The 18,419-nt window shown below is 69.9% G+C and carries 25 protein-coding genes; 23 read left to right on the top strand and 2 right to left on the bottom strand.

The window, feature by feature from the left end:
• The first annotated feature begins 101 nt into the window (after positions 1–101).
• From rplN to truA, 21 genes are all read left to right on the top strand, one after another.
• The gene (gene rplN, locus C4U44_RS18335; protein ID WP_103886911.1) at positions 102–470 is read left to right on the top strand and encodes a 50S ribosomal protein L14; all 369 of its coding nucleotides are present in this window, start codon (positions 102–104) and stop codon (positions 468–470) included.
• Positions 471–473: 3 nt separating this feature from the next.
• The gene (rplX, locus tag C4U44_RS18330) at positions 474–797 is read left to right on the top strand and encodes a 50S ribosomal protein L24 (RefSeq protein WP_103886910.1); all 324 of its coding nucleotides are present in this window, start codon (positions 474–476) and stop codon (positions 795–797) included.
• A gap of 1 nt (position 798) precedes the next feature.
• Complete coding sequence (gene rplE / locus C4U44_RS18325; RefSeq protein ID WP_103886909.1) at positions 799–1,380, top strand: 50S ribosomal protein L5; 582 nt, start codon at positions 799–801, stop codon at positions 1,378–1,380.
• 2 nt (positions 1,381–1,382) lie between these two features.
• Positions 1,383–1,568, top strand: coding sequence for a type Z 30S ribosomal protein S14 (locus C4U44_RS18320; protein ID WP_093713218.1), 186 nt, complete (start codon positions 1,383–1,385; stop codon positions 1,566–1,568).
• 130 nt (positions 1,569–1,698) lie between these two features.
• A complete protein-coding gene (rpsH, locus tag C4U44_RS18310; protein WP_103886908.1) occupies positions 1,699–2,097 on the top strand; it encodes a 30S ribosomal protein S8 in 399 nt (132 codons plus the stop codon).
• A gap of 21 nt (positions 2,098–2,118) precedes the next feature.
• Positions 2,119–2,658 (top strand): 50S ribosomal protein L6, encoded by a 540-nt coding sequence (rplF, locus tag C4U44_RS18305; RefSeq protein ID WP_103886907.1) that lies wholly within the window; start codon positions 2,119–2,121, stop codon positions 2,656–2,658.
• A 2-nt stretch (positions 2,659–2,660) separates the two neighbouring features.
• Positions 2,661–3,044, top strand: a complete 384-nt coding sequence (gene rplR, locus C4U44_RS18300; protein ID WP_103886906.1) for a 50S ribosomal protein L18 — start codon at positions 2,661–2,663, stop codon at positions 3,042–3,044.
• A gap of 53 nt (positions 3,045–3,097) precedes the next feature.
• Positions 3,098–3,703 (top strand): 30S ribosomal protein S5, encoded by a 606-nt coding sequence (rpsE, locus tag C4U44_RS18295; protein WP_031524774.1) that lies wholly within the window; start codon positions 3,098–3,100, stop codon positions 3,701–3,703.
• Positions 3,703–3,885, top strand: a complete 183-nt coding sequence (gene rpmD / locus C4U44_RS18290) for a 50S ribosomal protein L30 (RefSeq protein WP_103886905.1) — start codon at positions 3,703–3,705, stop codon at positions 3,883–3,885. Before rpsE ends, rpmD begins: the two co-directional genes overlap by 1 nt.
• A 2-nt stretch (positions 3,886–3,887) precedes the next feature.
• Positions 3,888–4,340: a 50S ribosomal protein L15 gene (gene rplO / locus C4U44_RS18285; RefSeq protein WP_407642859.1), complete on the top strand. Its 453-nt coding sequence runs from the start codon at positions 3,888–3,890 to the stop codon at positions 4,338–4,340.
• 195 nt (positions 4,341–4,535) lie between these two features.
• Positions 4,536–5,852, top strand: coding sequence for a preprotein translocase subunit SecY (secY, locus tag C4U44_RS18280; RefSeq protein ID WP_103886903.1), 1,317 nt, complete (start codon positions 4,536–4,538; stop codon positions 5,850–5,852).
• Entirely contained in the window at positions 5,852–6,523 is a 672-nt protein-coding gene (locus tag C4U44_RS18275; protein WP_103886902.1) for an adenylate kinase, read from the top strand. Before secY ends, C4U44_RS18275 begins: the two co-directional genes overlap by 1 nt.
• A 115-nt stretch (positions 6,524–6,638) precedes the next feature.
• The gene (map, locus tag C4U44_RS18270) at positions 6,639–7,475 is read left to right on the top strand and encodes a type I methionyl aminopeptidase (RefSeq protein ID WP_103886901.1); all 837 of its coding nucleotides are present in this window, start codon (positions 6,639–6,641) and stop codon (positions 7,473–7,475) included.
• A 162-nt stretch (positions 7,476–7,637) separates the two neighbouring features.
• Positions 7,638–7,859 carry a translation initiation factor IF-1 gene (gene infA, locus C4U44_RS18265; RefSeq protein WP_003956442.1) on the top strand — a complete coding sequence of 74 codons (222 nt, stop codon included), beginning with the start codon at positions 7,638–7,640 and terminating at the stop codon, positions 7,857–7,859.
• Positions 7,860–7,902: 43 nt separating this feature from the next.
• Positions 7,903–8,016 carry a 50S ribosomal protein L36 gene (gene rpmJ, locus C4U44_RS18260; protein WP_003956441.1) on the top strand — a complete coding sequence of 38 codons (114 nt, stop codon included), beginning with the start codon at positions 7,903–7,905 and terminating at the stop codon, positions 8,014–8,016.
• Positions 8,017–8,201: 185 nt separating this feature from the next.
• Entirely contained in the window at positions 8,202–8,582 is a 381-nt protein-coding gene (gene rpsM / locus C4U44_RS18255) for a 30S ribosomal protein S13 (RefSeq protein ID WP_103886900.1), read from the top strand.
• 68 nt (positions 8,583–8,650) lie between these two features.
• Positions 8,651–9,055 (top strand): 30S ribosomal protein S11, encoded by a 405-nt coding sequence (gene rpsK, locus C4U44_RS18250; protein ID WP_006376016.1) that lies wholly within the window; start codon positions 8,651–8,653, stop codon positions 9,053–9,055.
• A 26-nt stretch (positions 9,056–9,081) separates the two neighbouring features.
• A complete protein-coding gene (gene rpsD, locus C4U44_RS18245; protein WP_103886899.1) occupies positions 9,082–9,708 on the top strand; it encodes a 30S ribosomal protein S4 in 627 nt (208 codons plus the stop codon).
• A gap of 130 nt (positions 9,709–9,838) precedes the next feature.
• Complete coding sequence (locus tag C4U44_RS18240) at positions 9,839–10,861, top strand: DNA-directed RNA polymerase subunit alpha (RefSeq protein ID WP_103886898.1); 1,023 nt, start codon at positions 9,839–9,841, stop codon at positions 10,859–10,861.
• 291 nt (positions 10,862–11,152) lie between these two features.
• Positions 11,153–11,686 (top strand): 50S ribosomal protein L17, encoded by a 534-nt coding sequence (gene rplQ / locus C4U44_RS18235; protein ID WP_103886897.1) that lies wholly within the window; start codon positions 11,153–11,155, stop codon positions 11,684–11,686.
• Between the two features lie 79 nt (positions 11,687–11,765).
• Entirely contained in the window at positions 11,766–12,611 is an 846-nt protein-coding gene (truA, locus tag C4U44_RS18230; protein WP_103886896.1) for a tRNA pseudouridine(38-40) synthase TruA, read from the top strand.
• Between the two features lie 37 nt (positions 12,612–12,648).
• On the opposite strand, the gene C4U44_RS18225 is transcribed toward truA, so the two are convergent.
• On the bottom strand, positions 12,649–14,097 hold the full coding sequence (locus C4U44_RS18225; protein WP_103886895.1) for a hypothetical protein: 1,449 nt from the start codon (positions 14,095–14,097) through the stop codon (positions 12,649–12,651).
• Between the two features lie 76 nt (positions 14,098–14,173).
• Here C4U44_RS18225 and C4U44_RS18220 point away from each other — a divergent pair, with 76 nt between their 5' ends.
• Positions 14,174–15,796 (top strand): ABC-F family ATP-binding cassette domain-containing protein, encoded by a 1,623-nt coding sequence (locus C4U44_RS18220; protein WP_103886894.1) that lies wholly within the window; start codon positions 14,174–14,176, stop codon positions 15,794–15,796.
• Positions 15,797–15,844: 48 nt separating this feature from the next.
• Here C4U44_RS18220 and C4U44_RS18215 read toward each other — a convergent pair whose 3' ends face one another.
• Complete coding sequence (locus C4U44_RS18215; RefSeq protein ID WP_103886893.1) at positions 15,845–16,981, bottom strand: XdhC family protein; 1,137 nt, start codon at positions 16,979–16,981, stop codon at positions 15,845–15,847.
• Positions 16,982–17,360: 379 nt separating this feature from the next.
• On the opposite strand from C4U44_RS18215, the gene C4U44_RS18210 reads away from it, so the two are divergent.
• The gene (locus tag C4U44_RS18210; protein WP_235032169.1) at positions 17,361–18,416 is read left to right on the top strand and encodes an FAD binding domain-containing protein; all 1,056 of its coding nucleotides are present in this window, start codon (positions 17,361–17,363) and stop codon (positions 18,414–18,416) included.
• The last annotated feature ends 3 nt before the right edge of the window (positions 18,417–18,419 follow it).

Here is an 18,419-nt window from a genome sequence, read left to right as displayed (position 1 = left end):
AATTCCTGCGGGATCCCCCGCAGGACGGTTCCGCCAGGCTCGGTGGCGCCGCGCAGTACGCGCGGCGCCGCCGGGAACCGGCAGACAAACAGGAGATAGACGTGATCCAGCAGGAGTCGCGACTTCGTGTCGCCGACAACACTGGTGCCAAGGAGATCCTTTGCATCCGTGTTCTCGGAGGCTCGGGTCGCCGCTACGCGGGTATCGGTGACGTCATCGTCGCCACCGTCAAGGACGCGATCCCCGGTGGCAACGTGAAGAAGGGCGAGGTCGTCAAGGCCGTCATCGTCCGTACCGTCAAGGAGCGCCGTCGCGCGGACGGCTCGTACATCCGCTTCGACGAGAACGCCGCCGTCCTTCTGAAGAACGACGGTGACCCCCGCGGCACCCGCATCTTCGGCCCGGTGGGCCGCGAGCTGCGCGAGAAGAAGTTCATGAAGATCGTCTCGCTCGCGCCGGAGGTGCTGTAACCGATGAAGATCAAGAAGGGCGACCTGGTCCAGGTCATCACCGGTAAGGACAAGGGCAAGCAGGGCAAGGTCATCGTGGCCTACCCCCGCGAGGACCGGGTCCTGGTCGAGGGTGTCAACCGGGTCAAGAAGCACACCAAGGCCGGCCAGACCGACCGCGGTTCCAAGACCGGCGGGATCATCACCACCGAGGCGCCGATCCACATCAGCAACGTGCAGCTGGTTGTTGAGAAGGACGGTAAGAAGGTCGTGACCCGCGTCGGCTACCGCTTCGACGACGAGGGCACCAAGATCCGCGTTGCCAAGCGGACCGGTGAGGACATCTGAGATGACTACTGCTACTTCAGGTGCCGCTACCACCAGCACCACTCCGCGTCTCAAGACGCGCTACCGCGAGGAGATCGCGGGCAAGCTGCGTGACCAGTTCTCCTACGAGAACGTCATGCAGATCCCCGGTCTCACCAAGATCGTGGTCAACATGGGTGTGGGCGACGCCGCCCGCGACTCCAAGCTGATCGAGGGCGCCATCCGCGACCTCGCCACGATCACCGGCCAGAAGCCGCAGGTCACCAAGGCTCGCAAGTCCATCGCGCAGTTCAAGCTGCGGGAGGGTCAGCCGATCGGTGCCCACGTCACCCTTCGCGGTGACCGGATGTGGGAGTTCCTGGACCGCCTGCTGTCGCTGGCGCTGCCGCGTATCCGCGACTTCCGCGGCCTGTCGCCCAAGCAGTTCGACGGCCGGGGCAACTACACCTTCGGTCTCACGGAGCAGGTCATGTTCCACGAGATCGACCAGGACAAGATCGACCGGGTCCGGGGCATGGACATCACCGTGGTCACCACGGCGACCAACGACGACGAGGGTCGTGCCCTGCTTCGTCACCTCGGCTTCCCGTTCAAGGAGAACTGACCGTGGCGAAGAAGGCTCTGATCGCTAAGTCGGCTCGCAAGCCCAAGTTCGCTGTGCGCGCGTACAACCGCTGCCAGCGCTGTGGCCGGCCGCACTCCGTCTACCGCAAGTTCGGCCTGTGCCGCGTGTGCCTTCGTGAGATGGCGCACCGTGGTGAGCTGCCGGGCGTGACCAAGAGCTCCTGGTAGTCCTCTCCCGGACATCAGGACCCGATCCACTACGCCGTAGGTCCCCGCTCCACACCCGCTCCCGGCTCCGGCCGGGGGAGAGGGACGGAGCAGACAGGAAACCCCGGCGAGAGAGGCCCAGGGCCAACTCATGACCATGACCGACCCCATCGCAGACATGCTGACCCGTCTGCGGAACGCGAACTCGGCGTACCACGACGAAGTCGGGATGCCGTTCAGCAAGATCAAGTCGCACATCGCGGAGATCCTCCAGCAGGAGGGCTACATCACCGGCTGGAAGGTCGAGGAAGCCGAGGTCGGCAAGAACCTCGTCCTCGAGCTGAAGTTCGGCCCGAACCGCGAGCGCTCGATCGCCGGCATCAAGCGGATCAGCAAGCCGGGTCTGCGGGTCTACGCAAAGTCCACCAACCTGCCTCGGGTGCTGGGCGGCCTCGGCGTGGCGATCATCTCCACGTCGCACGGTCTGCTCACCGGCCAGCAGGCGCAGAAGAAGGGCGTGGGTGGGGAAGTCCTCGCCTACGTCTGGTAACCGGGAAAGAGAGGTAGAGCAATGTCGCGTATCGGCAAGCTGCCCATCTCGGTTCCCGCCGGAGTGGACGTCACCATCGACGGCCGCACGGTTGCGGTGAAGGGCCCCAAGGGCTCGCTCACCCACACCGTCGCCGCGCCGATCGAGATCGCGAAGGGCGAGGACGGCGTGCTGCTGGTCACCCGCCCCAACGACGAGCGTGTCTCGAAGGCCCTGCACGGCCTGTCCCGCACGCTGGTGGCGAACATGATCACCGGCGTGACCGCGGGCTACAGCAAGTCCCTTGAGATCAGCGGCGTCGGGTACCGCGTCCAGGCGAAGGGCTCCAACCTGGAGTTCGCGCTGGGCTACAGCCACCCGATCGTCGTGGAAGCCCCCGAGGGCATCTCCTTCAAGGTCGAGTCCCCGGTGAAGTTCTCCGTCGAGGGCATCGACAAGCAGAAGGTCGGCGAAGTGGCCGCCAACATCCGCAAGCTGCGGAAGCCTGACCCGTACAAGGCGAAGGGCGTCAAGTACGCCGGCGAGGTCATCCGCCGCAAGGTCGGAAAGGCTGGTAAGTAGCCATGGCATACGGTGTCAAGATTGCCAAGGGCAAGGCGTACAAGGGTGCGGCGCTCAAGCGCCGTCACATCCGGGTCCGCAAGCGGGTCAACGGTACGTCCGAGCGTCCGCGCCTGGTGGTGACGCGGTCCAACCGCGGCATCGTGGCGCAGGTCATCGACGACCTCGCGGGCCACACGCTCGCGTCGGCGTCGACCCTCGACGCGTCCATCCGTGGCGGTGAAGGCGACAAGAGCGCCAAGGCGAAGCAGGTCGGCCAGCTCGTGGCCGAGCGTGCGAAGGCCAAGGGCGTCGAAGCTGTCGTCTTCGACCGTGGCGGCAACCAGTACGCTGGGCGGATCGCCGCCCTGGCGGATGCCGCCCGCGAAGCCGGTCTGAAGTTCTGACCCGGTTCCGTTAGCTAGCGGAGAAACGCCGAAGAGATCGAGAGGTAATTCCAATGGCTGGACCCCAGCGCCGCGGAAGCGGTGCCGGTGGCGGCGAGCGACGGGACCGTAAGGACCGGCGGGACGGCGGCCAGCAGGCCGAGAAGACCGCCTATGTCGAGCGGGTCGTCGCGATCAATCGCGTCGCCAAGGTTGTGAAGGGTGGTCGTCGCTTCAGCTTCACCGCGCTGGTCGTGGTGGGCGACGGTGACGGCACCGTCGGTGTCGGTTACGGCAAGGCCAAGGAGGTGCCGGCCGCCATCGCCAAGGGTGTGGAGGAGGCCAAGAAGCACTTCTTCAAGGTCCCCCGTATCCAGGGCACCATCCCGCACCCGATCCAGGGCGAGAAGGCCGCGGGCGTCGTCCTGCTCAAGCCGGCTTCCCCCGGTACCGGTGTGATCGCCGGTGGCCCGGTGCGTGCCGTGCTGGAGTGCGCGGGCATCCACGACGTGCTGTCCAAGAGCCTCGGCTCGGACAACGCGATCAACATCGTGCACGCCACGGTGGCCGCGCTCCAGGGCCTTCAGCGGCCCGAGGAGATCGCCGCCCGCCGCGGTCTGCCGATCGAGGATGTCGCGCCGGCCGCGCTGCTGCGCGCCCGAGCCGGGGTCGGTGTGTGATGGCGCGTCTCAAGGTCACGCAGACCAAGTCCTACATCGGTAGCAAGCAGAACCACCGTGACACCCTGCGTTCGCTCGGGCTCAAGCGCCTGCACGACGTCGTGGTCAAGGAGGACCGCCCGGAGATCCGCGGCATGGTCCAGACCGTCCGCCACCTCGTCACGGTCGAGGAGGTCGACTGATCATGGGTGACAACCCGATCAAGGTGCACAACCTCCGTCCGGCTCCGGGCGCCAAGACCGCCAAGACCCGTGTGGGTCGCGGCGAGGCGTCCAAGGGCAAGACGGCCGGTCGTGGCACCAAGGGCACCAAGGCCCGTTACCAGGTTCCGGAGCGCTTCGAGGGCGGGCAGATGCCCCTCCACATGCGGCTCCCGAAGCTCAAGGGCTTCAAGAACCCGTTCCGCACCGAGTACCAGGTCGTGAACCTGGACAAGCTCGCCGCCCTCTACCCCGAGGGTGGGGAGGTCACCGTTGCCGACCTGGTCGCCAAGGGTGCCGTGCGCAAGAACCAGCTCGTCAAGGTGCTCGGCTCCGGCGACGTCTCCGTGGCGCTGCAGGTGACCGTGGACGCGGTCTCCGGCTCCGCCAAGGAGAAGATCACCGCTGCCGGTGGCACCGTCACCGAGCTCGTCTGAGCCCGGATGTGCAACCCGACCGGGGACGCCCAGTACCTCAGGGCGTCCCCGGTCGTTCATTTCTGTGAATTTTCCCTGGCCGATGGGTCATTCCTACCGGGGGCACCTCGCCGGTAAGGTGGCGTGGCCCCTATCCGTCAGAAATCTCACCAGAGACCGTCCTTCCGCCGTGGCGCGGGGGGTGCAGGAGGCACCGTGCTCACCGCGTTCGCCCGGGCGTTCAGGACGCCCGACCTGCGCAAGAAGCTGCTCTTCACGCTGGCCATCATCGTGGTGTACCGGCTGGGCGCGCACGTCCCGGTGCCCGGTATCGACTTCGGCGTCGTCAACGACTGTGTGAAGCAGACGAAGGGCAACAACAGCCTCTTCGGTCTGGTCAACATGTTCAGTGGCGGAGCCCTGCTCCAGCTCACGATCTTCGCGCTCGGGATCATGCCGTACATCACGGCGAGCATCATCCTGCAGCTGCTGACCGTGGTGATCCCGCGGCTGGAGGCCCTGAAGAAGGAGGGCCAGGCCGGTACCACCAAGATCACCCAGTACACCCGGTACCTGACGGTCGCGCTGGCGATCCTGCAGGGCACCGGTCTGGTGGCGACCGCCCGGTCCGGGAACCTCTTCTCGACCTGCACCAAGGGCAACGACATCGTCCCGAACCAGTCGATCTTCACGACCGTCACGATGGTGACCTGCATGACCGCGGGCACCGTGATGATCATGTGGCTGGGCGAGCTGATCACCGACCGCGGCATCGGCAACGGCATGTCGATCCTGATGTTCGTCTCCATCGCCGCCGGCTTCCCCGGTTCGCTGTGGGGCATCAAGGTGTCCGGCACCATCGCGGGCGGCTGGGTCGAGTTCCTCGCGGTGATCCTGATCGGCCTGGCCATGGTCGGCCTGGTGGTCTTCGTCGAGCAGGCCCAGCGCCGTATCCCGGTGCAGTACGCGAAACGCATGATCGGCCGCAGGTCGTACGGCGGCACCTCGACCTACATCCCGCTCAAGGTCAACCAGGCCGGTGTGATCCCGGTCATCTTCGCCTCGTCGCTGCTCTACATCCCGGCGCTGATCGTGCAGTTCTCCGGGTCGACGGCCGGCTGGGCACAGTGGATCGAGCGCAACTTCACCAAGGGCGACCACCCGGCGTACATGGCCGCGTACTTCCTGCTGATCGTCTTCTTCGCCTTCTTCTACGTCGCGATCTCCTTCAACCCCGAAGAAGTAGCCGACAATATGAAGAAGTATGGTGGGTTCATCCCGGGTATCCGGGCCGGTCGTCCCACCGCTGAATACCTGAGTTACGTGCTCAACCGGATCACCTGGCCCGGTTCGCTGTACCTGGGTCTGATCGCGCTCGTACCGACGGTCGCCATCGCGATCTTCAACGGGAGCAACGGCAACTTCCCGCTGGGCGGCACCAGCATCCTCATCATCGTCGGTGTGGGCCTGGAGACCGTGAAGCAGATCGAGAGCCAGCTCCAGCAGCGTAACTACGAAGGGTTCCTCCGCTGATGCGTATCGTCCTGGTCGGGCCGCCCGGCGCAGGCAAGGGAACGCAGGCCGCGTTCCTGGCCAAGAACCTGTCGATCCCGCACATCTCCACGGGCGACCTGTTCCGGGCCAACATCAACCGCGGCACCGACCTGGGCAAGCGCGCGAAGGCATACATGGACGCCGGTGACCTGGTGCCCGACGAGGTCACCATCGGGATGGCCGAGGACCGGCTGGACCGTCCCGACGCCTCCGAGGGCTTCCTGCTGGACGGCTTCCCGCGCAACGAGCACCAGGCGCGGGCGCTGGACGCCTACCTGGCCCGGCACGAGATCGCGCTCGACGGCGTGCTGGACCTGGAGGTCCCCGAGGACGAGGTGGTCAAGCGGATCGCCGGCCGCCGGATCTGCCGCAACGACAGCGCGCACGTCTTCCACGTCGAGTACAAGCAGCCGAAGACCGAAGGCGTCTGCGACGAGTGCGGCGGTGAGCTGTACCGGCGTGACGACGACGCGCCGGACAAGGTGCGCAACCGGCTGGAGATCTACCACCGCGAGACCGAGCCGATCATCGACTACTACAAGAAGCAGGGCCTTGTGGTGACGATCTCGGCGCTCGGCCCGGTGGCCGAGGTCACCGGACGGGCGATGGCGGCGCTGCACGCGGGCGCGGACAGCGAGAAGAGCGCCTAGCCCAGCGGTGTGTGATGCGTCATACGGCCGTGGTGCCCCGACGGGCACCACGGCCGTATGGTTGGTGACGGCAGGTAAGAGCAAGGATGACGGCAGCAGGAAGGCATCAGCCGCGATGGTGGAGCTGAAGACCGCGGAGCAGATCGCGAAGATGCGGGAGGCCGGTCTGGTCGTCGCGGCGATCCACGAGGCGACCCGTGCCGCGGCCGTGCCGGGCGCCAGCACCAAGGATCTCGACGAGGTCGCCGCGAAGGTGATCGCCGACCACGGCGCCAAGCCCAACTTCCTGGGGTACGGCGGTTTCCCCGGCAACATCTGCACGTCGGTCAACGACGTGGTGGTGCACGGCATCCCGGACTCCGTGACGGTGCTGAAGGACGGCGACATCATCGCCATCGACGCCGGCGCGATCGTCGACGGCTGGCACGGCGACGCGGCGTTCACCTGCCTGGTGGGCACCGGGCACGCGCCGGAGCTGGCGGAGCTGAGCCGGGTCACCGAGGAGTCCATGTGGGCCGGGATCGCCGCCTTCCGTAAGGGCGCCCGGCTGGACGACATCTCGCACGCGGTCGAGTCCTACATCCGCCGCCAGCCGCGCCCGGCCTCGGGCAAGTACGGCATCGTGGAGGGGTACGGCGGCCACGGCATCGGCACCCAGATGCACATGGACCCGCACGTGCTCAACTACGTCACCAAGAAGCGCGGCCGCGGCATCCGGCTGGTGCCCGGGCTGTGCCTGGCGATCGAGCCGATGGTGACTTTGGGCACTCCGCACACGCACGTGCTCGAGGACGAGTGGACCGTGAAGTCCGACGACGGTTCGTGGTCGGCGCACTGGGAGCACACCATCGCCCTCACCGAGCAGGGCCCCCTGGTCCTCACCGCCCCCGACGGCGGCAAGGCGAAGCTCGCGGAGTACGGCGTCACCACGGCCCCGGACCCGCTTTCCTAGACCCGGCCCGCCTCCGGGCCACCGCCGTGCATAACGATCACGCACGGTGGGCATACTCCCGATTCGTGTTTCCGGGGGCCTTGCCGTAGAATCATATGTCGGCCCCGCGTGTCTTCCGGCATGTCCGGAGCCGACCCCGGTAGCCGATCCCGAAAGCAGGACATGGCCAAAAAGCAAGGCGCCATCGAGATCGAGGGCACCGTGATCGAGTCTCTGCCGAACGCGATGTTCAAGGTGGAGCTGCAGAACGGTCACAAGGTCCTCGCGCACATCAGCGGCAAGATGCGGATGCACTACATCCGGATCCTCCCGGATGACCGGGTCGTTGTGGAGCTGTCTCCGTACGACCTGACGCGCGGACGGATTGTCTACCGATACAAGTAACCCGCTTGTAGATCTCACACACGACCCGGAGAACCTCAGCCCCATGAAGGTCAAGCCGAGCGTCAAGAAGATCTGCGACAAGTGCAAGGTGATCCGCCGCCACGGCCGGGTCATGGTCATCTGCGACAACCTGCGCCACAAGCAGCGCCAGGGCTGACGCCCGCCGACCACCCCTGCACCAGCAGAACTTCGCGCGACGCACACGCGTTCATACGCATCTCCCATCCCCGTCCGGTACGGGGATGACACCCCCGGTGGAGGCCGGGGACCCGTTTCGTACCTGGTACGGCGGACGGGAACCGGAGCTGCGGAAGACCTCCGCAAACATCAGGAGCCACACACATGGCACGCCTCTCAGGCGTTGACCTCCCGCGCGAGAAGCGCGTGGAGATCGCCCTCACCTATGTCTTCGGCATCGGGCGCTCGCGCGCCCAGGAGATCCTGAAGAACACCGGTGTGAACCCCGACATCCGCGTCCGCGACCTTGCCGAGGAAGACCTCGTCAAGATCGGCAAGTGGGTCGACGAGAACTACACGACCGAGGGTGACCTCCGCCGTGAAGTCCAGGCCGACATCCGCCGCAAGGTCGAGATCGGCTGTTACCAGGGTCTGCGCCACCGTCGGGGCCTGCCGGTCCACGGCCAGCGCACTCACACCAACGCCCGCACCCGCAAGGGCCCGCGTCGCGCGATCGCCGGTAAGAAGAAGCCGGGCAAGAAGTAGTCCGACAGCCAGACCCCATCAGCGGTCTTCGCTGTAGGACCGACCACCTCCACCGGGAGAACCGACACATGCCTCCTAAGGGCCGTCAGGGCGCAGCCAAGAAGGTGCGCCGCAAGGAAAAGAAGAACGTCGCTCACGGGCACGCCCACATCAAGAGCACGTTCAACAACACCATCGTCTCGATCACCGACCCTGCCGGGAACGTGATCTCCTGGGCCTCCGCCGGGCACGTCGGCTTCAAGGGCTCGCGCAAGTCCACCCCCTTCGCCGCGCAGATGGCCGCCGAGTCGGCTGCCCGCCGCGCGCAGGAGCACGGCATGCGCAAGGTGGACGTCTTCGTGAAGGGCCCCGGCTCCGGCCGTGAGACCGCGATCCGCTCCCTCCAGGCCACGGGCCTCGAGGTCGGCTCGATCCAGGACGTCACCCCGACCCCCCACAACGGCTGCCGCCCGCCGAAGCGCCGCCGCGTCTGACCAGCTGATACAGGAGAACTGAGACAATGGCGCGTTACACCGGGGCCGACTGCAAGCGTTGCCGTCGGGAGAAGCAGAAGCTCTTCCTCAAGGGAGCTAAGTGCGAGAGCGCGAAGTGCCCGATCGAGATCCGTCCTTACCCCCCGGGTGAGCACGGGCGCGGGCGCACCAAGGACAGCGAGTACCTTCTCCAGCTTCGTGAGAAGCAGAAGTGCGCGCGGATCTACGGTGTCCTCGAGAAGCAGTTCGTGAACTACTACAAGGAAGCGAACCAGAAGACCGGCAAGACCGGTGAGAACCTTCTGCGCATCCTCGAGACCCGCCTCGACAACGTGGTGTACCGGGCCGGCTTCGCCAAGTCCCGTGACCACGCCCGTCAGCTGGTCCGGCACGGACACATCACCGTCAACGGCCGCAAGACCGACATCCCGTCGGCCCGCGTGTCCGTGAACGACATCGTCGAGGTCCGCGAGCGGTCCCGTAACCTGACCCCGTTCGCGGTGGCGCAGGGCGAGGCCGGCGACAAGACCGTGCCCGCGTGGCTCGAGGCCAACGCCGGCAAGCTGCGGATCCTCGTGCACAGCCTGCCCGAGCGCCAGGTGATCGACACCCAGGTGCAGGAGCAGCTCATCGTCGAGCTCTACTCGAAGTAGTAGTCGGGTAGAAGTTCGCAGGTGGAGGGTGGTGCGGCCGCCGTTTTCGGACGGTTCGGCCGCGCCACCCGTACCCTCGTAGTACAGGGGGCGTCAAATAGCGGGCGCCCACGACTGAAGGACCGAACACATGCTGATCGCTCAGCGTCCCTCGTTGACCGAAGAGGTCGTCGACGAGTTCCGCTCCCGGTTCGTGATCGAGCCGCTGGAGCCGGGATTCGGCTACACCCTCGGCAACTCCCTGCGTCGTACGCTCCTCTCCTCGATCCCGGGTGCGGCTGTCACCTCGATCCGGATCGACGGGGTCCTGCACGAGTTCACCACCGTGCCGGGCGTCAAGGAGGACGTCACCGACCTCATCCTCAACATCAAGCAGCTCGTCGTCTCCTCGGAGCACGACGAGCCGGTCGTGATGTACCTGCGCAAGCAGGGCCCGGGTGTGGTCACCGCCGCCGACATCGCGCCGCCGGCCGGTGTCGAGGTGCACAACCCCGACCTGGTGCTGTCCACGCTCAACGCCAAGGGCAAGCTGGAGATGGAGCTGACCGTCGAGCGCGGTCGCGGCTACGTCTCCGCGGTGCAGAACAAGCAGCAGGGCCAGGAGATCGGCCGTATCCCGGTCGACTCCATCTACAGCCCGGTGCTCAAGGTCACCTACAAGGTCGAGGCGACCCGTGTCGAGCAGCGCACCGACTTCGACAAGCTGATCGTCGACGTCGAGACCAAGCAGGCCATGCGGCCGCGTGACGCCATGGCGTCGGCCGGCAAGACCCTGGTCGAGCTGTTCGGTCTGGCCCGCGAGCTGAACGTCGACGCCGAGGGCATCGACATGGGCCCGTCCCCGACGGACGCCGCCCTGGCCGCGGACCTCGCGCTGCCGATCGAGGAGCTGGAACTCACCGTCCGCTCCTACAACTGCCTCAAGCGCGAGGGCATCCACTCGGTGGGCGAGCTGGTGGCCCGCTCCGAGGCGGACCTGCTCGACATCCGCAACTTCGGTGCGAAGTCGATCGACGAGGTCAAGGCGAAGCTCGCCGGGATGGGCCTGGCCCTCAAGGACAGCCCGCCCGGATTCGACCCGACCGCCGCCGCCGACGCCTTCGGCGCCGATGACGACGTCGACGCGGGCTTCGTGGAGACCGAGCAGTACTGAGTGCCACCGGCGGACAGCGGGATCTTCGCGTCCGCCGCGTACGACCGTGCCCCGCAAGGGGCGCGGGGAACTGCGCGACCAGCCGTCGTCGCGGCGCGCCGGGCCTGCGGGCCCAGCCCCCGCGGCGAGTCTCCGGACCACCGGTCCGGTGGTGGTCGCTCGCGCCGTTCCCCGCGCCCCCGAGGGGCGCCCTCCTCCGGGCGGAGCCCGGAGACCCACGAGCCGGCAGCCGCCGGTTCGCACTGACATCGGTACCTGACACGGCCGGTGCAGCGAAGAAGGAGAAGGACCATGCCCCAGCCCGCTAAGGGTGCCCGTCTGGGCGGGAGTGCCGCGCACGAGAAGCTGCTGCTCGCGAACCTCGCGAAGTCGCTCTTCGAGCACGGCCGGATCACCACCACCGAGGCCAAGGCGCGTCGGCTGCGCCCGGTCGCGGAGCGGCTGATCACGAAGGCGAAGAAGGGCGACATCCACAACCGTCGCCAGGTGCTGCAGCAGATCACCGACAAGTCGGTGGTGCACACCCTCTTCACCGAGATCGCGCCGCGGTACGAGAACCGCCCGGGTGGCTACACCCGCATCACCAAGATCGGCAGCCGCCGGGGCGACAACGCCCCGATGGCGGTCATCGAGCTGGTGGAGGCCCTGACCGTTCAGCAGAACGCGGTCGGCGAGGCCGAGGCCGCCACCAAGCGCTCCGCCAAGGACCGCGCCGGTGACGAGGCTCTGGCCGAGGTCAAGAAGGACGACGCGGTCGAGGACGCCGAGCCGGCGGCCGAGGCCGAGGACGCCGCTCCGGCGGACGAGGAGTCCAAGGACGCCTGAGCGTCCTGACGACCCACGGGCGGGCCCGTACCCCAAGGGGTGCGGGCCCGCCGACGTATGTGACACGGAGGAGCGACGGGTGAGCGAGGGGCCGGCGGCCGGATTCGTGCGGGTGCGGCTGGATCTGGGCTATGACGGAGCGGACTTCTCCGGGTGGGCGAAGCAGCGCAGCCGGCGGACGGTGCAGGGCGAACTGGAGTCGGCGATCGCCACGGTGCTGCGGCTACCCGATCCGGTGGAGCTGACCGTGGCGGGGCGCACCGACGCGGGGGTGCACGCGCGCGGGCAGGTGGCGCACGTGGACCTGCCGGCCGAGGTGTGGGAGCGGGAGAGCGGGAAGCTGCGGCGGCGGCTGGCCGGGCGGCTGCCGTGGGATGTGCGGGTGTGGGGGGTGGCGGAGGCGCCGCCCGGGTTCGACGCGCGGTTCTCGGCGGTGTGGCGGCGGTACGCCTACCGGATCGGCGACCACCCGGGGGGCGTGGACCCGCTGCTGCGCGGCCACGTGCTGTGGCACGACCGGCCGGTGGACGTGGACCTGATGAACGAGGCCGCGGCCCTGATGCTGGGGGAGCACGACTTCGCGGCGTACTGCAAGAAGCGGGAGGGCGCGACCACCATCCGTACGCTGCTCGACCTGTCGTGGGAGCGGGGCGCCGACGGGCTGGCGGTGGCGACGGTGCGGGCCGACGCCTTCTGCCACAACATGGTGCGGGCGCTGGTCGGCGCGATGATCCTGGTCGGCGACGGGCACCGGCCGGTCGGTTTCCCGGCCGAGGTGCTGGCCGGCAGGGAGCGGCACTCGGCGGTCAACGTGGTGCGCCCGCACGGGCTGACGCTGGAGGAGGTCGGCTACCCGGCCGACGAGCTGCTGGCCGCGCGCAGCCGGGAGGCCCGCAACATGCGGACGCTCCCCGGCTGCCTGTAAGGGCCCTCCTCCAGGCGGACGGCCCTTACCCGCGTCCTTACTGGCTGTTCGCCTGGGCCTGGGCGGCGTCGCGCCCGCGCTGGACGATCCGCTGGAAGGCGAAGTCCGACGCGTCGTTGGCGGCCTGCTCGCCCGTGGTGTTGCCCTGCTTGAGGGTCTGGCCGTTCTTGAAGCCGGAGATCGCGAAGTAGGCGTACCGCCCGACCGAGTTCGAGGTCATCTGGCAGGCCACGGCATGGCAGAAGTCGGCCACGCCACCGCCGTTGAGCGGGGCGATGTACTGCGCGACGTTGTGCAGCTTGGCGGCGTGGGCCTTGTCGGCGAAGACCGCGACGCCGACGGTGACGGCGATCTTGCCGTTGGTGTACGTGACCCGCACCAGCTTGGTGCACCCGTTGGAGGCGAGGGCACCGGACAGCGGGGCGCCGGCCGCGGCCGAGCACGTCGTGGTGACGGCGCTGTTGGTCTTGGTGTAGGTGCGGCCCTGCAGGACGAACTGCTTGCCCGGGAAGAGCGACGCCGGGGTCAGGGGCGCGGTGTCCTTGGCCGCGCTGGAGATGAAGTCCAGCGGGTTCGCGGGCGGCGGCGGGGCCACCGAGGAGAAGGACGGCTCGGGCGGCAGCGGCTTCTCGCTGGCGGTGGAACTGCTCGACGCGGTCGGGTCGGCGATGGTGTGGTCCGAGCTCCTGCCGGACATCACCACGGCCGTGGCCACACCGCCGGCTATCACCGCGACGGCGACGCCGCCGCCGACCAGCATCATGATCCGGCGGCGCCGGGCCCCGCTGGCCTGCTCCTCCGCCAGGGCGCTCCAGTCGGGCGTCCCGGGCACGGGGGAGGCGCCACGCGCGGCGGCGGGACCGGGCGTGCCCGGCCCCCTGCCAGCGGGTCCGGCCGGCCCGCTCGGGCCGGTGGGACCGCCGGGTGCGCCGGGTCCGCCCGGTCCGCGGCCGGTCCCCGCGCCGGGTGCCTCCTGGCGCGGGAAGCCGTATCCGCCCTGTGCCGGGCCGGGGCCGGGCGCACCGGGGGCCGCGGCGCCGCCCGGGGTGCCGGGTACTGCGGGTCCGGGCGGTGGCTGTTGCTGCTGCTGCGGGAAGCCGTACCCGCCTGCCTGCTGCCCCGGCCGGCCGCCCTGGGCGGGATCCTGGCCCTGGGCCGGTCCGGGCGCCGAGGGGCCCTGCGCGGAGGGTGCGGCCTGCGTGGGGGTACGCCTGCCCCGGGGGCCGGGCACGCCGGGCTGGCCCGGGCGGAAGGCGTAGGGGCCGTCGGGGAACGCGCCCTCGGGCGGCGCGGCGGCCGGGTCCTCGGGACCCGGGTCGGCCTCCGGCCGGGGCCGCGCGTGCTGCGGCGGGGCCGCGAAGCCGCGCCGGGGGTCGGCCTCCGACGTGCGGGAGGGAATGACACGTCCCTCCAGGACCTCGCGAGGACCGTCGGAGGCCTGGTTACGGGGTTCCTGCGGGGGCTGCTGCCCCGGCCCTTCACTCATGTGGCGCATCATATTGCCGTCGCGGCCCCGGAAAAGGACTTGGGGCGGGTCCGTGGCGGCAGGGAGAATCCGGGCCATGGGTCACGTGGAAGCCGCGCACATCGAGTACTACCTCCCGGACGGTCGGGCGCTGCTCGGTGATGTCTCCTTCCGGGTGGGCGACGGGGCGGCGGTGGCCCTGGTGGGCGCCAACGGCGCGGGCAAGACCACTTTGCTGCGGCTGATCTCCGGCGAGCTGAAACCGCACGGCGGCACCGTCACCGTCAGCGGCGGCCTCGGCGTGATGCGCCAGTTCGTGGGCAGCGTCCGCGACGACCGCACGGTCCGGGACCTCCTGGTGTCCGTCGCGCACCCCCGTATCCAGGCCGCCGCCAAGGCCGTCGACGCCGCCGAACTGGCGATCATGGCGCAGGACGACGAGCCCGCCCAGATGGCGTACGCGACGGCGCTGAGCGAGTGGGCGGAGGCGCGCGGCTACGAGGCGGAGACGCTGTGGGACATGTGCACCATGGCCGCGCTCGGGGTGCCGTACGACCGGGCGCAGTGGCGCGAGGTGAAGACGCTGTCCGGCGGGGAGCAGAAGCGGCTGGTCCTGGAGGCCCTGCTGCGCGGCCCCGACGAGGTGCTGCTGCTCGACGAGCCGGACAACTACCTGGACGTGCCGGGCAAGCGCTGGCTCGAGGAGCAGCTCGCGCAGACCCGCAAGACCGTGCTGTTCGTCAGCCACGACCGTGAACTGCTGGCGCGCAGCGCGGAGAAGATCGTCAGCGTCGAGCCGAGTCCCGGCGGCAGCGACGTGTGGGTGCACGGCGGCGGCTTCGCCACCTACCACGAGGCGCGCGCCGAGCGGTTCGAGCGGTTCGAGGAGCTGCGCAGGCGCTGGGACGAGAAGCACGCCCAGCTGAAGAAGCTGGTGCTGGACATGCAGCAGTACGCGGCGCGCAGCGACGAGATGGCCTCCCGCTACCAGGCGGCGAAGACGCGGCTGCGCAAGTTCGAGGAGGCCGGACCGCCGCCGGAGCCGCCGCGCAAGCAGGACATCCGGATGCGGCTGCAGGGTGGCCGTACCGGGGTGCGCGCGGTCACCTGCGCCCAGCTCGAACTGACCAGCCTGATGCGGCCGTTCGACCTGGAGGTGTTCTACGGCGAGCGGGTCGCGGTGCTGGGCTCCAACGGCTCGGGCAAGTCGCACTTCCTGCGCCTGCTGGCCGGGGACACGTCGGTCGCGCACAGCGGCACCTGGAAGCTGGGCGCCCGGGTGGTGCCCGGGCACTTCGCGCAGACCCACGCCCACCCCGAACTGGCCGGCCGGCCCCTGGTGGACATCCTGTGGACCGAGCACGCCCGCGACCGCGGCCGCGCGATGTCCGTGCTGCGCCGCTACGAGCTGGAACGGCAGGGCGACCAGACCTTCGACCGGTTGTCGGGGGGACAACAGGCCCGTTTCCAGATCCTCCTGATGGAGCTCCAGGGCACCACGGCGCTGCTCCTCGACGAGCCGACGGACAACCTCGACCTGGAGAGCGCGGAAGCCCTCCAGGACGGCCTGGGGGCCTACGACGGCACCGTCCTGGCGGTCACCCACGACCGCTGGTTCGCCCGCTCCTTCGACCGCTACCTGGTGTTCGGCTCCGACGGCCTGGTCCGCGAGACCGCCGAGCCGGTCTGGGACGAACGCCGGGTGGACCGGCCGCGCTGACCGTTTCCGCCGGCCGTCGGGGCTCCCCGGTGGCCGGCCGGGTGCGCGTCAGTGGTGGATGGGCTGCGGCGTGGTCGCGATGAGCCGCTGCCCGGAGCCGCCCCAGTGCAGGGCGATCACCTCCGCCATGATCGCCACGGCGGTCTCCTCCGGGGTGCGGGCGCCGAGGTCCAGGCCGATCGGCGAGGCGAGCCGGGCCAGCGCCGACTCGGGCACGCCCGCCTCGCGCAGCCGGCGCAGCCGGTCCTCGTGGGTGCGGCGGCTGCCCATGGCCCCGATGTAGCGCGCGGGTGAGCGCAACGCCCGCTCCAGCAGGGGGATGTCGAACTTCGGGTCGTGCGTCAGCACGCAGATCACGGTGTTCTCGTCGATCGGCACCCGGTCGAGGAAGCGGTGCGGCCAGGAGACGACCAGCTCGTCGGCGTCGGGGAAGCGCTTGCGGGTCGCGAAGACCGGCCGGGCGTCGCAGACCGTCACGTGGTAGCCGAGGAACTTGCCGATCCGGGCCACCGCTCCGGCGAAGTCGATCGCGCCGAACACCAGCAGCCTGGGGGGCGGTGCGAACGACTGGACGAAGACGGCGAGGTCGTCGCGGCGCTGCTCCCCGGAGCGCCCGACCCGGATCACCGTGGTGGCGCCCTGGGCGAGCAGCCCGCGGGCCTGCACGGTGACGGCCGCGTCCAGCCCGGGGTCGCCGAGGCCGCCGACCGCGGACTCCGGGGTGACCACGAGGTCGCGCTCGGGCGGCGAGCCCGGGAGGGCGGGAGGGGCGTCGCCGGAGGGGGCGGCGTGCTCGTCCAGCAGGGTGGCGACGGCGACCGGTCGGGTGGCGGCGATGGCGTCGAGCACGGCGGGCAGTTGCGGGAAGTGGCCGCCGCCCGCCGGGCGTACCAGCAGCTCGATGGTGCCGCCGCAGGTCAGTCCCACCTCGAACGCGTCGTCGTCGCTGACGCCGTACGCGGTGGTGGCCGGCTGCCCGCTGCTGATGACCTCGCGGGCCAGCTCGTAGACCGCGCCCTCCACGCATCCACCGGAGACGCTGCCGAGGGCGTCGCCGTTCTCCGCGACCGCCATCGAGGCGCCCGGGCGGCGCGGCGCCGACTTCCAGGTCCGCACGACGGTGGCCACGGCGAACCGGGTCCCGGCCGCCTGCCAGGACGCGATGCCCTCGGCGATGTCCCGCACGCGCACTCCTCTCCGCAGACCGGGCACGGGTGCCACGCACCCGAGCGCCGTGTGCCGCCCCGCTTCCATGGTCCCGCGCGGCGGCCTTCCGCGCCGCTCGCACGGCTGCCGCCGCGGGGTTCGGGCGGTGACGGCGGCGGGGCCACCCGTACGGTCGGCGCGCGCCCGTGTGCGGCGTTCTGCGGGGCGGGGGCGGCCGGGTCGGCGGGTCGGCCGCAGGGCCGGTCCCGCGGCCGTCAGCGAGCCGCGTGGGCGCCGTGACCGCCCCTCCGTGCTGCGGATGCGAACCCCCTGACGCGGGTGTCAACTGGTGCTAACGGTTCGCTCGGGCCGGCCCGGCGGCGGTTGTCGCCCGTCCGCCGCCCGGTGGAGCAGCGCAGTGGAGCACTCAGTCGAACTCGCCGAACTCGCCGTGGACGCCGCCGCGTTGCAGATGCCACGCCATGTCCCCGAGCAGGGTCGCAGAAGCAAGGGCCTGGGCCGCGTGGGGCATCGGGCCGTCTTGAAAGGGGCGTTCTCCATGCAGGTTCCCGCGCCGTTCGAGTACCGGCGGGCCGGCACGGTCGGTGAGGCGATCGGGCTGCTCGACCGCCTGGGGGACACCGCGCGCCTGGTGGCCGGCGGGCACAGCCTGCTGCCGATGATGAAGCTGCGGCTGGCCAACTTCGAGTACCTGATCGACATCAACGACCTGCACGGCGAACTGGGCTTCGTCGCCGTCGAACCCGGGTGGATCCGGATCGGCGCGATGACCCGGCACCGCGAGCTGCTGGAGTCCGATCCGCTGGCCGCCGCGTTCCCGATCTTCCGGGACGCCGAGCGGGTCATCGCCGACCCGGTGGTGCGCAACCGCGGCACCCTGGGCGGTTCGCTGTGCCAGGCCGACCCGTCGGAGGACCTGTCCGCGGTGTGCACGACGCTCGACGCGCGCTGCGTGATCCGGGGCGCGGACGGCGAGCGCGTCGTCCCGATGGCCGACTTCCACCAGGGCCCGTACGAGACGGCGGTGGGCGACGCCGAGATCCTCACCGAGATCCGCCTCCCGGTCCACCCGAACGGCTCCAGCGCCTACGAGAAGGTGGAACTCCGGGCCGGGGACTGGGCGGTGGTCTCGGCGGGCGCCGCCGTGCGGCTCGACGACGAAGGGCTGATCGCCGACGCCCGGGTCGGCCTCGCCGCGGTCGGCCCCAACACCGCGGGCATCCCGGGCATCGCCGACGCGCTGCGCGGCCGGCCGCCGTCCCAGGAGCTGTACGAGCAGGCCGGCGATCTCGCCGCGGCGGGTTGCGACCCGGTCACCGACCGGCGCGGCAGCGCGGAGTACAAGCGGTACCTGGCCCGCGAGCTGACCGTGCGCGTGCTGCGCACCGCGGTCGCCCGCATCGGCGCCCCGCCGGCGGCGGGCGACGGCGACATCAACCGGCAAGGGGTGTGAGTC

Source organism: Actinacidiphila yanglinensis (assembly GCF_900107965.1).
Classification (GTDB): domain Bacteria; phylum Actinomycetota; class Actinomycetes; order Streptomycetales; family Streptomycetaceae; genus Actinacidiphila; species Actinacidiphila yanglinensis.
Note: the sequence above shows the minus strand (reverse complement) of the source record. Positions and strands in the feature narration are given on the sequence as shown.

Excerpts from the sequence above, each read along its gene's own strand:
- rpsM (WP_103886900.1), top strand. The coding sequence starts at position 8,202 with ATGGCACGCCTCTCAGGCGTTGACCTCCCGCGCGAGAAGCGCGTGGAG.
- rplO (WP_407642859.1), top strand. The coding sequence starts at position 3,888 with ATGGGTGACAACCCGATCAAGGTGCACAACCTCCGTCCGGCTCCGGGC.
- rpsK (WP_006376016.1), top strand. The coding sequence starts at position 8,651 with ATGCCTCCTAAGGGCCGTCAGGGCGCAGCCAAGAAGGTGCGCCGCAAG.
- rpsE (WP_031524774.1), top strand. The coding sequence starts at position 3,098 with ATGGCTGGACCCCAGCGCCGCGGAAGCGGTGCCGGTGGCGGCGAGCGA.
- infA (WP_003956442.1), top strand. The coding sequence starts at position 7,638 with ATGGCCAAAAAGCAAGGCGCCATCGAGATCGAGGGCACCGTGATCGAG.
- rpsH (WP_103886908.1), top strand. The coding sequence starts at position 1,699 with ATGACCATGACCGACCCCATCGCAGACATGCTGACCCGTCTGCGGAAC.
- C4U44_RS18220 (WP_103886894.1), top strand. The coding sequence starts at position 14,174 with ATGGGTCACGTGGAAGCCGCGCACATCGAGTACTACCTCCCGGACGGT.
- rplR (WP_103886906.1), top strand. The coding sequence starts at position 2,661 with ATGGCATACGGTGTCAAGATTGCCAAGGGCAAGGCGTACAAGGGTGCG.
- rplX (WP_103886910.1), top strand. The coding sequence starts at position 474 with ATGAAGATCAAGAAGGGCGACCTGGTCCAGGTCATCACCGGTAAGGAC.
- C4U44_RS18225 (WP_103886895.1), bottom strand. The coding sequence starts at position 14,097 with ATGAGTGAAGGGCCGGGGCAGCAGCCCCCGCAGGAACCCCGTAACCAG.
- rpmJ (WP_003956441.1), top strand. The coding sequence starts at position 7,903 with ATGAAGGTCAAGCCGAGCGTCAAGAAGATCTGCGACAAGTGCAAGGTG.
- rplQ (WP_103886897.1), top strand. The coding sequence starts at position 11,153 with ATGCCCCAGCCCGCTAAGGGTGCCCGTCTGGGCGGGAGTGCCGCGCAC.
- rpsD (WP_103886899.1), top strand. The coding sequence starts at position 9,082 with ATGGCGCGTTACACCGGGGCCGACTGCAAGCGTTGCCGTCGGGAGAAG.
- C4U44_RS18240 (WP_103886898.1), top strand. The coding sequence starts at position 9,839 with ATGCTGATCGCTCAGCGTCCCTCGTTGACCGAAGAGGTCGTCGACGAG.
- rplF (WP_103886907.1), top strand. The coding sequence starts at position 2,119 with ATGTCGCGTATCGGCAAGCTGCCCATCTCGGTTCCCGCCGGAGTGGAC.
- rpmD (WP_103886905.1), top strand. The coding sequence starts at position 3,703 with ATGGCGCGTCTCAAGGTCACGCAGACCAAGTCCTACATCGGTAGCAAG.
- C4U44_RS18275 (WP_103886902.1), top strand. The coding sequence starts at position 5,852 with ATGCGTATCGTCCTGGTCGGGCCGCCCGGCGCAGGCAAGGGAACGCAG.
- map (WP_103886901.1), top strand. The coding sequence starts at position 6,639 with ATGGTGGAGCTGAAGACCGCGGAGCAGATCGCGAAGATGCGGGAGGCC.
- rplE (WP_103886909.1), top strand. The coding sequence starts at position 799 with ATGACTACTGCTACTTCAGGTGCCGCTACCACCAGCACCACTCCGCGT.